Annotated in this window: 8 protein-coding genes; 5 read left to right on the top strand and 3 right to left on the bottom strand. The window is 50.7% G+C overall.

Features of this window, described 5'->3' with window-relative positions; all coding sequences use genetic code 11:
- The 3 genes from JW881_00540 to JW881_00530 all read left to right on the top strand — a co-directional run.
- A partial coding sequence (locus JW881_00540) for a PT domain-containing protein (protein ID MBN1695972.1) occupies window positions 1-1,492 on the top strand: 1,492 nt, incomplete at its 5' end.
- A 46-nt stretch (window positions 1,493-1,538) separates the two neighbouring features.
- Window positions 1,539-2,183 (top strand): hypothetical protein, encoded by a 645-nt coding sequence (locus JW881_00535; GenBank protein MBN1695971.1) that lies wholly within the window; start codon window positions 1,539-1,541, stop codon window positions 2,181-2,183.
- Window positions 2,184-2,250: 67 nt separating this feature from the next.
- Complete coding sequence (locus tag JW881_00530; GenBank protein MBN1695970.1) at window positions 2,251-3,549, top strand: FAD-binding oxidoreductase; 1,299 nt, start codon at window positions 2,251-2,253, stop codon at window positions 3,547-3,549.
- On the opposite strand, the gene JW881_00525 is transcribed toward JW881_00530, so the two are convergent.
- The 3 genes from JW881_00525 to JW881_00515 all read right to left on the bottom strand — a co-directional run bounded on the left by JW881_00525 (window position 3,534) and on the right by JW881_00515 (window position 4,627).
- Window positions 3,534-3,962 (bottom strand): hypothetical protein, encoded by a 429-nt coding sequence (locus tag JW881_00525; GenBank protein MBN1695969.1) that lies wholly within the window; start codon window positions 3,960-3,962, stop codon window positions 3,534-3,536. The two genes, JW881_00530 and JW881_00525, sit on opposite strands and share 16 nt — an antisense overlap.
- 168 nt (window positions 3,963-4,130) lie before the next feature.
- Window positions 4,131-4,295, bottom strand: a complete 165-nt coding sequence (locus tag JW881_00520) for a hypothetical protein (GenBank protein ID MBN1695968.1) — start codon at window positions 4,293-4,295, stop codon at window positions 4,131-4,133.
- Window positions 4,292-4,627 carry a hypothetical protein gene (locus tag JW881_00515; protein ID MBN1695967.1) on the bottom strand — a complete coding sequence of 112 codons (336 nt, stop codon included), beginning with the start codon at window positions 4,625-4,627 and terminating at the stop codon, window positions 4,292-4,294. Before JW881_00515 ends, JW881_00520 begins: the two co-directional genes overlap by 4 nt.
- 422 nt (window positions 4,628-5,049) lie before the next feature.
- Between JW881_00515 and JW881_00510 the strand changes: the two genes are divergently transcribed.
- Complete coding sequence (locus tag JW881_00510; GenBank protein MBN1695966.1) at window positions 5,050-7,812, top strand: hypothetical protein; 2,763 nt, start codon at window positions 5,050-5,052, stop codon at window positions 7,810-7,812.
- A 56-nt stretch (window positions 7,813-7,868) separates the two neighbouring features.
- The coding region (locus tag JW881_00505; protein ID MBN1695965.1) for a DUF3160 domain-containing protein at window positions 7,869-9,769 on the top strand (1,901 nt) is incomplete at its 3' end.

The raw sequence follows: 9,769 nt of genomic DNA, 5'->3' as shown, positions 1-9,769 counted from the left end.
TTCGGAACCTACTGCCGAACCGACGGCGGAACCGACCGAAACACCAATCCCGACTGCGGAACCCACTGCCGAGCCGACCGCGGAACCCACCGCCGAACCGACAGTTGTACCCACAGAGACACCGACGCCCGACCCGACGGAGACACCAACCCCAGACCCGACGGAAACACCGACGCCCGACCCCACAGAGACACCGACGCCCGACCCGACGGAAACGCCGACACCCGATCCAACCGCAGAACCCACGGCAGAGCCGACGGCCGAACCCACCGCTGAACCCACGGCAGAGCCGACCGCCGAACCCACCGCCGAACCGACGGCAGAACCTACAGTGGAGCCGACCCCTGATCCGACAGCGGAGCCGACTGTTGAACCCACGGCGGAGCCGACGGCAGAACCGACAGCCGTGCCCACGGCCGGGCCGACGGCCATCCCGAAATCGACACCGGGATACAATATGGGATTAAGGATTCAATACAAATGCGTGCAGACGGAACAGTTTGTGAATCAGATAAAACCTCATTTGGTGATTATAAATGACAGTGCCGTTACCTACGCGTACAGCGATATCGTGCTGCATTACTATTATACCATCGATGAAGAGGCGCCCGAAACCTTCACTGCCTACTTTGCCGATGTGGGCAATGATAATGTCATCGGGACAATACACGACGGATTTATCGAAATCGGTTTTGCCCCGGCCGCCGGAGATTGTTCGCCGGCTGCATCGATGAATATGCAACTCGAATGGAATAAGGGTTATACTATAATGTATGACCAGGTAAACGACTATTCTTACGATTCTTCGAAAACGGACTTTTTGGATTGGGATCATATAACCTTGTACCTGGACGGGGCGCTTGTCTGGGGAACCGAACCGGAGGGGAGCACACCGATGCCGAGTGAGACCCCCGACCCGACGGAAACACCGACCCCCGACCCGACAGAGACGCCGACCCCCGACCCGACGGAAACACCGACCCCCGACCCGACAGAGACGCCGACCCCCGACCCGACGGAAACACCGACCCCGGGACCTGCGTCAGATTTCAATGTGCAGTACCGGTGTCTTGTGACTACATTAACTTCCAATCAGATAAGCGCAGTAGTCAGAGTGGTCAACAATGATGCGGCAAGTTATCCTTTGAGCCAGTTCAAGGCACGATACTACTATTCAAAGGAAGGTCCGAATCCCGAAGTGTATGTCATCAATAGCGCGACGGTCAGCGGCCGGAACATCACGGTAAACGTGACGGGGACCTTCGTAAGCGGATATTTCGAACTCGGCTTTGACGCTTCTGCGGGAGATATAGCTGGCGGGGGAGTTTTTGCCGATATCCAGTTCATGATTCATACCGAAAACTGGGCGAACGATTACGAGCAGTCGAACGATTATTCCTTTAATTCCTCAATGACGGCAGACCCTCCGGCAGACTGGGAAAATGTGACCCTCTATCACAACGGCACCCGTGTCTGGGGATACGAGCCGTAATAAAGATCTGCCGATGATGTGTGTCACCATGCATAAATCAGGATATATGTTATTTATTTTCCTGCTTCTTTTCTCCTGCGTGACGCTGTCCGCTGAAACGGACGAGCCGGACCTGGTCCCGCCCGATTCGCCGCCCGGCATCGATAACGCTGAAAGCGGCAATGATCGCCTCTACAGCCAAAACCATTTTTTCGGTCAGGAGTTTACCTGTTTCCTGCCGCTTTCTTACCACAAGGACATTTACCATTTCGGGTTCGGCGGGTCTCTTGCCTATGAGAATTATGCGATCAACAGGCTTTTTTCATCCGGGACGACAATCCCCGGCATTTTTATCGGGATAACGGCATCATTGTTTATTATGGGACCGGCGGATGATTATTCGATCGATTTCGGTGAATGTTCGATTATCAACGCGGGGGCGTCGTTGGGGTATCAATTTCTCATCCCCGCCTCCGGGGACGTCCATATCAAGGCGGCCTTATATACGGGAATGCGGTATTATATCAGTCTTCATTTTTATTCCGAAGCGTTGTATGTGCTTTATGATCCGATCCTCGCCGCCGGGATTAATATCGGTATTATTCTCGAGAAATTCGTCATCCTTTCGGTAAAGGCCGAATACGAGTTCTTTATCGAATCGATGTATGTCCATACTCTCCAATTATCGTTTGGTGCCGGCCTGCTTTTTTAGGTGCCAAAAAAAAATATTTTCTCACTATTTGACAAAATCGGACATACCGATATAATCAAATCCTCATATGAAAGCGAAGGCTATTGCGGAACATATCAAAAACAACAAATGCGCGAAATGTTCCCTGATGAAGCGTACCAATTCGCATACGGTACCGGGTGCGGTTAAAAGAAAGACTGATACGAAAAGAATCGATCTGAGTCATTTTACCGAGATCATTTCAATCGATCCGGTCAATCGCGTCTGTATCGCTGAGTCGGGCGTCACCTTTTCGGAACTCGTGTGCCGGACGCTGGAATACGGCCTTGTCCCCATGTGTGTGTCGGAGTTGAAAAACATCACCATCGGGGGTGCGGTGTCCGGAATGTCGATCGAGTCGATGTCCTATAAATACGGCGGATTTCACGATACATGCATGGAATATGAAGTGGTAACGGGAACCGGTGACGTTATCGTATGTTCAAGGCGGAAAGACAAAAAAATATTCGAAATGATGCACGGATCTTTCGGCACACTCGGGATCATTACCAGACTGACCTTCGATCTTGTTTCCGCCCTTCCTTATGTCCATATGCAGTATGTTCATTATAGTTCCTTCGATTCCTACAGAAACGCGATCCTGGATCACTTTATGAAAAGGGATGTCGATTTCATGGACGGCATTATTCACTCGCCGGGCGATTTCATTCTCTGTATCGGGACAATGGTCGGCGACGCCCCGTATCTCAATACTTATGAACAGGAGGTGTACTATAAATCGACGCTGAAAAGAACGGAAGATTATATCCCGATTTACGACTATTTTTTTCGCTACGATGCGGACTGCCATTGGATTACTCGAAACTACGGGCTCGAAAATCCGCTTCTGAGAACCATATTGGGTCGTTTCTTACTTGGTTCACGGAATATCATACAAACCGCAAACCGCTTTGATTTTCTTTTGCTGAACCCCAAACGGCCCGATATTGTCGTCGACGTATTTATCCCGGTAACGGCCGCCGGTAATTTTTATGACTGGTACCTGGATTGCTTTCATTATTTTCCTCTCTGGGTCGTTCCGTACCGTTATACTCCCCATTATCCATGGCTGAATCCCCGGCATATGGACGGTATGGACGATAATCTGCTTTTCGATTTCGCAATTTACGGTTTTAGACAACCGCAGGATGGGGTCAACTATTACAGGATACTCGAAAAAAAGGTCGCAGCCCTGCGCGGATTCAAGGCGCTTATCTCGCATAATTATTACGATCCGGAGGAGTTCTGGCGTATATTCAATAAGGAAAATTACGATTATGTGAAACAAAGGACGGACCCCCACAATACCTTTTACGATATCTATTCGAAACTTCACCCGGAGGAGTGACGGCCTCCCCATTTCTCCATGTTACCCGTTATCGAAGCAATAGCCATACCGTAGTCTTTCAGCTGTTGTCTGGTTTCAGGTGTCTGTGCCTGATAATAGAAGGCCCTATTACCGCTGCAATTGATGCTCAATTCAACGTTTTCCGAAGTTTCCGTCAGCTGTACCCAATCGACAAAATGGAGCGAAAGGACATTTACCTTGCTTGTTTTTTCGGAGAACGTGATGTCGAGCAGTACGTTTCCCGCATGACATCCGAACTCGAGAGTCGGAAGCTCCGCGGTTCCCGTGAACTGGAAAAAATAATTATCGATTTCCTCCTCCCAGGGCGAGATAAGTGAAATAAAATCATTGATCTGTTCTACCGCAATGAAATCCTTTGTTTCGTTTTTTATCCTGGAATATAATTCTTTCATATCAACTCCTCGCACACAAAAGATTCCGCCCGATTATGTTTCGGCGAATGGCGGGCGGCTCTCATTATGACACCTCTCGACCAATGTATCAATTGGAACCGGTCTTTTTACCAATTATTTTTTGACCGCTTTTTACGATACGCGGCCGTTGTGGTTTACCTTGTTTCCTTAAAAATAGATGAGCATGATTTCAGGCATATGTTCGAGAACGTCGAACGAGAAAAACTGCGATGCGATTCGGTAATTCTTTTCTGTCATCCTCTTTCTCGCTTCACGGCTTTCAGGCTGCATCCGGATTTCCCGTATCACCTCATCGTCGACGCAACCGTTCATTTCGACGACATCAATCCCAGCATCGTTAGTTTTCGCCTGAATCCTGAATCGGTATTGAGGGTATGAACGAAGGAACCGTCCTCTTTTTTGTATGAGATAATACCGCCGTCTGTCAAAGCAGCGAAGAGGACAGGGTCTTTGGCTGCCGCGGCGGTACAACAATGAACCTCGATATCCATCCCGACCACTTCCGGTATTGTCAGGGAAGACATTCCCGCATTGGAAACATATCTGCCCGGACACCCCCTGATCGGTTTCCACGAGTAACGGTGGAATATCGTATTGAAATCCGGACATTTGTTATTTCCCCGCGTCGGCCTGTACGTTTTCATCACCATAAAAAGTATATGGAAATACGGCCGGATGTGCAATTGCTCTTTCCGGTCCGAAGGATGTCCTTCATTCCGGTGAAAATATTGAATTTACCTATTTCCCTATAAGATACTTCGCCTATATAAATACTCAGAGAAAAACCTATTTTTTACAAATAAATCTGGTTATATACTTAATATAGGGAAATAGTATCAATTAAAAAAGGAAAAGATAAAAGAGTAACGGCTTCCGGTGATACCCATTATCTTTTCTGTTTTTTCTTTTAGTGTGTGAAATAAAATGGCGGAGAAAATCCGGTGTAGGAGACCGGCCGAAGAAAACACCGGCAGACGGCAGGCCGGTTGTCTTCGCGCGAGTCGCGGCGGCAACGATATCGTCGACCCGGATAGCGGTAAAAACCAAAAAGGTAAACGTGAAGAAAATGAAAAAGAACCGACATTCTCATCCAGACGCGTTTCTTTTTTTTCTGTTCTCGTGGATATTGCCGATTGCCGTATCGTTTTCCTGCGCGGATCATATTATTTCATCCGAAGATATGGTACGGCTGCGGGATACGGTTCCCCCCACCATTGTTCTCGAGTCACCTTTGGACGGCAGCTATTATTCCTCTTATATCAGAATAAAGGGGACGGTGGAGGACGCCACACGGCATTCGCAAACAAAAGGGAAGATTGTCTCGTTTTCCTATATAATCGACGGCATCGATTCAGAAAAAACCGCGATTCCCCTTTCACCCGACGGTTCGTTCGACACCTCGATCGCTTCTTCCTGGTTTACGGGCGACATCGTCATTGAGTTCGAGGCCCTTGACTGGAACGGAATAAAAAGCGTCCTTGCGGTAAGAATGAAGAAAGGGGCGTTCCCGTCTTTCACTGTCGTTCCGGACAATCAGGCGGTCGCGTTTTATTGGGATCCCCTCCCCGATGTCGAGGGGTATACCCTGTATTATACGGATGACGGAAGCCAGCCCTCGGAGACGAACGGCAACCGTATCTTTTATCAGATGCCCCCGAATGATTATTCTGACGGGTTGACGAACGGGAGACTCTATTCTTTTGTTCTCAGGGGGCATTGTGCGGACGGAAACGACCAATGGTCAGCCACTGTACAGGCCATCCCCCTTTCTCCCCTCACTCTGGCGCCCCGCCTTGTTTCTGCGTACGACTCGATAACGGTAGCGTGGCCGCCCGTCCCCGGAACGGATTATTACCGGGTATTGAGAAGCACATCCCCGGAAGGACCCTTTACGTGCGTATCGGGTCAAACCGATTCGACCGTATATACGGACAGGGAGGTGCATCGGGGAACGCGCTATTATTATTCGGTCATACCGGCGGACCAGCCGTGTATCAGAAGCGCTTCCAATGCCGCTTTACCCTCCGCTTTTCCTCCGCTCGGCAATCCCGAAGGATCGATCGATACTCCGGATTTCGCCATGGATTGCGTTATCAAAGACGGGTATGCCTATGTCGCGGACAGAAAAACCGGTCTTTTGATTTTCGATATCGGGAACCCCGCATATCCCCGCCACATCCGCAGGGTCGATACGACGGGAAATGCCTGCGCCGTTGCCGTCAAGGACTCTTACGCGTATGTGGCGGACGACGATGAAGGTCTCCAGATTATCGACATCGGCGAACCGGAAAGCGCTTCAATTGTCAACCATATTGATACGCCGGGATATGCGATGGGAGTGGCGGTCCGCGGCCATTATGTCTATATCGCCGATGATGTGAAAGGACTCCAGATCGTTGATGTGGAAAACATCAAGACGGCGGGGATCGTGGGTACCATGGATACCGCGGGGAATGCCTCCGCGGTGGCGGTGAACGGGGCATTTGTCTACGTGGCGGACTCATCCGGAGGGCTTGCCGTGATCGATTGTTCCGATCCCGCACATCCCGGCAGCCCGGTGGTTTTTCCGACACTCGATGAGGCCCGCGGACTTATTCTCGGGGCGAACCGCCTTTACCTCGCGGACGGCCTTTCGGGACTCCGGATATACAATCTGGACAATCCCGCGTTTCCGTCACTTCTGGGGAGGTGTAATACGGAGGGAACCGCCGTCGATGTCGCGGTAAGCGGAATACTCGCCTGTGTGGCTGACGAGGAGGGCGGCCTTACCGTCATCAATATGCATGATGCCGCCTGCCCGGTGGTGATCGAAACCTGCCGTGACATTCCCTTTGTCAGGGGAGTCGCGATTTATCGCAATCACGTCTTTTGTGCGAGTTATGAGCAGGGGCTGCGTGTTCTTTCTCTGGCCTCACCGGGCAACATGAAACCGGCGGGAAGCTGCCGGGTCGGAGGAAAGGGCTACGGTGTCGCGTTGATGGGGGATTACGCTTTTGTTGCCGCCGATGAGGACGGCGTTACGGTGTGCGACGTATCGAATCCTTCCGCTCCTTTCACCTCGACGACGATCAAGACCGCGGGAGACGCGAAAAATGTTCTCTGTTACGGTGATTATCTTTTTGTGAGCGGGATGGATGAAGGTGTCGAAATATTCGCCGTGACCGATCCGCTCGAGTCCGTATGGCTCTCCTCGATCGGGATCGACGATCATACGACCGGTGTCGATGTGTGGGGGGATTACCTGTACGTGACCTTTTGGGAAACCGGGGGGAATACGGGGTTGAAGGTGTACTCGATCGCCAATATTGTGGAACCGAAACTGCTCGGCGAATGCGGGACGTCCAATTACGCGCGCGGTATTGAAATAAAGGATTCATACGCCTATATAGCGGATGGTTTTTCGGGGTTCAAGAGAATCGATGTATCGGAGGCTGGTGAACCGGAAGTCAAAGGCGCCTGCGGGACAGCCGGCTGCGCCGTCGATATTCTCCTCAGGGATTCCTGTGCCTGTATCGCTGACGGGGAAGAGGGACTTGCCCTCATTTCGCTCGCGGACCCGGATAAGCCCGTAAAGAAGGCTTCATTCGATACTGCCGGAAACGCGACGAAACTCGCTTCAAGCGGCAGATATGTCTTTATTGCCGATTATGGCGGCGGTCTGGCGGTGAGTGATGTCGAAGATTACTCCAAACCGATTGGTTCCGGAACATATAAGGCCGGTGCCGATATTCTCGATGTATCGATTTCCGGAAGCCACGCGTATGTGACGACCGGCGACATCGGGGGAGACGAAGGATTAATTGTGATCGATTTGTTGCCCGTCGACTGAAACGGGGGGCGTCCGCCCGGTATTGCGGGGCGGCAGATCGGGAAGAGGTTTGAAAAATGAAAATCAGAGGAACGAAGAAGATGAAAGCCGTATTGTATATCGGATTATTTTTAGTCTGGACGGGTCCCATCCTCTATTCCTATGATCTGGGAGACGTGAATCATGATTCCGTGAGGAATATTGTCGATTCCCTGCTTATCGCCCAGTATTATGTGGGAAGACCGGTCGAGGATATCGACCTCGAACTGGCGGATACCGATGCAAACGGCACGATCAATATCGTCGACAGTCTCTTGGTCGCGCAATTGTATATCGGCGTTATCGATATTCTTCCGGGTGAATTAATCGCAACCCCGACCCCCATTCCCGGTTATCCGGTCAACTGGTACGCGCTGCAAAAGGCGTTCCCGCTGAGTGCGAAGGAAGAGGAAAAACTCATTCAAAACGGCTTTCTCGTGCTCCGGTCGCCCGCCATGGATACGATAACGGAAGCATACTGCGACCTCGCCGACCATATCGAAGTTCCTTCCTTTATAACCTCCGACGCCCTCCTCCACATTTTTCATATCACCTATGCGCATATGCTCGAGACGGTTGAGATCAAATTTCTGATATCGGATCTGCGGACCCTTCTCGATATGTTCAATACCGGCGTGAAGACGGAGTTCGATCGTTGCGGCTCGGGCACGATCTGCAAGGAGGCCGCCCGTCAACTCTGGATATTTTCGGCGGTAGCGGACGCCCTCATCAATGGCCGGCAAACGGTGCAGGGCGAAGATGTGGGGATTATCAACGCCGATGCAGACGTTATATTGAAAAAGATCGTTGACCACACCTTTACCTCTTCGGCCACGGGTGAAGATTACACCGTCTACAAGCCGAGGGGCCATTACAGCGGCGATCCCGAACTCGAGCAGTATTTCCGGGCGATGCAGTGGCTGAGAAAGAAAAAAATCACGTATTCGGACGGCAACGACCCTTTGAACGACGAATATCAGTTTATCGCGGCCGTCATTATGGGATATGTGATAAGCGGGCGGACGGAGATGTATGATCTCTGGAATAAAATCTACACGTTCATAAAAAAACTTTCGATTTCAAAAGAAAGTATCACACCGGTTACCGTCGAGCAGGTAATGAAGAATTACTACAAGACCCAATACGAAAACGAAGGGTACGGCATTCTGAACGATCTCGAAGAACTTGCCCTCATCCAGGATGAACTCAAGGAACATGATCCCGATCTGCTTCAATACGTGCAATTCCTCGGAGAACCGTATTATCTCGATAATGAAATCATGGAAAAAACGCTTTCCCCGCACGTACCGGATCGTTATCTTCCCAACGGACTCGATATCGCCTCCACCATTTTCGCATCGCAGACGGCATACGAGCTGAACGGTGAAGAAATGAGCAATTATCCCGGATTAAGCGATAAACTCGATGAATTGAGCGCGCAGTACGGGATGAGGCAGGAAGAGGAATGGAAAGAGAGTTTTATCGATTACTGGCTGTATACCCTTCAAAGCCTTTCCTCATCCGCAGAAGCGTATGCGCCCGCTTTCATGAGCGGGGACGCCTGGCTGAAGGAAAAACTCAATACGCAGCTTTCCTCATGGGCCGAGCTTCACAGCGATAACGTCAACTATGAACCGACCCCGTCCTCGATTCCGACCCCGGAACCGACTCCGGTACCGACGACGGCGCCGGAACCCGTTCAGATCGAATACCGGTGTGTTAATCAAACGGCCTCCGTCAATCAGATCAGGTTCAATATCAATATCGTCAATTGCAGCGACATTACCTATGATCTAGGCGACATTGTCGTCCGGTATTTTTATACAAAAGAAGGGACATCGGGCGAGCAGGTTGTTTTCGATTACGCGGTCGTCGGAAAAGAAAAGATTTACGGGGAATTCTCCGGCGGTTACCTTCAGATCGCGTTTTTACCCGAAGC

Source organism: Spirochaetales bacterium, assembly GCA_016930085.1.
In the GTDB taxonomy this organism is placed as follows: Bacteria; Spirochaetota; Spirochaetia; order SZUA-6; family JAFGRV01; genus JAFGHO01.
Note: the sequence above shows the minus strand (reverse complement) of the source record. Positions and strands in the feature narration are given on the sequence as shown.

What these genes read in the sequence shown, in the direction of transcription:
- JW881_00520 (MBN1695968.1), bottom strand. Translation starts at nt 4,295, where the DNA reads ATGAACGGTTGCGTCGACGATGAGGTGATACGGGAAATCCGGATGCAG.
- JW881_00525 (MBN1695969.1), bottom strand. Translation starts at nt 3,962, where the DNA reads ATGAAAGAATTATATTCCAGGATAAAAAACGAAACAAAGGATTTCATT.
- JW881_00515 (MBN1695967.1), bottom strand. Translation starts at nt 4,627, where the DNA reads ATGAAAACGTACAGGCCGACGCGGGGAAATAACAAATGTCCGGATTTC.
- JW881_00530 (MBN1695970.1), top strand. Translation starts at nt 2,251, where the DNA reads ATGAAAGCGAAGGCTATTGCGGAACATATCAAAAACAACAAATGCGCG.
- JW881_00535 (MBN1695971.1), top strand. Translation starts at nt 1,539, where the DNA reads ATGTTATTTATTTTCCTGCTTCTTTTCTCCTGCGTGACGCTGTCCGCT.
- JW881_00510 (MBN1695966.1), top strand. Translation starts at nt 5,050, where the DNA reads ATGAAAAAGAACCGACATTCTCATCCAGACGCGTTTCTTTTTTTTCTG.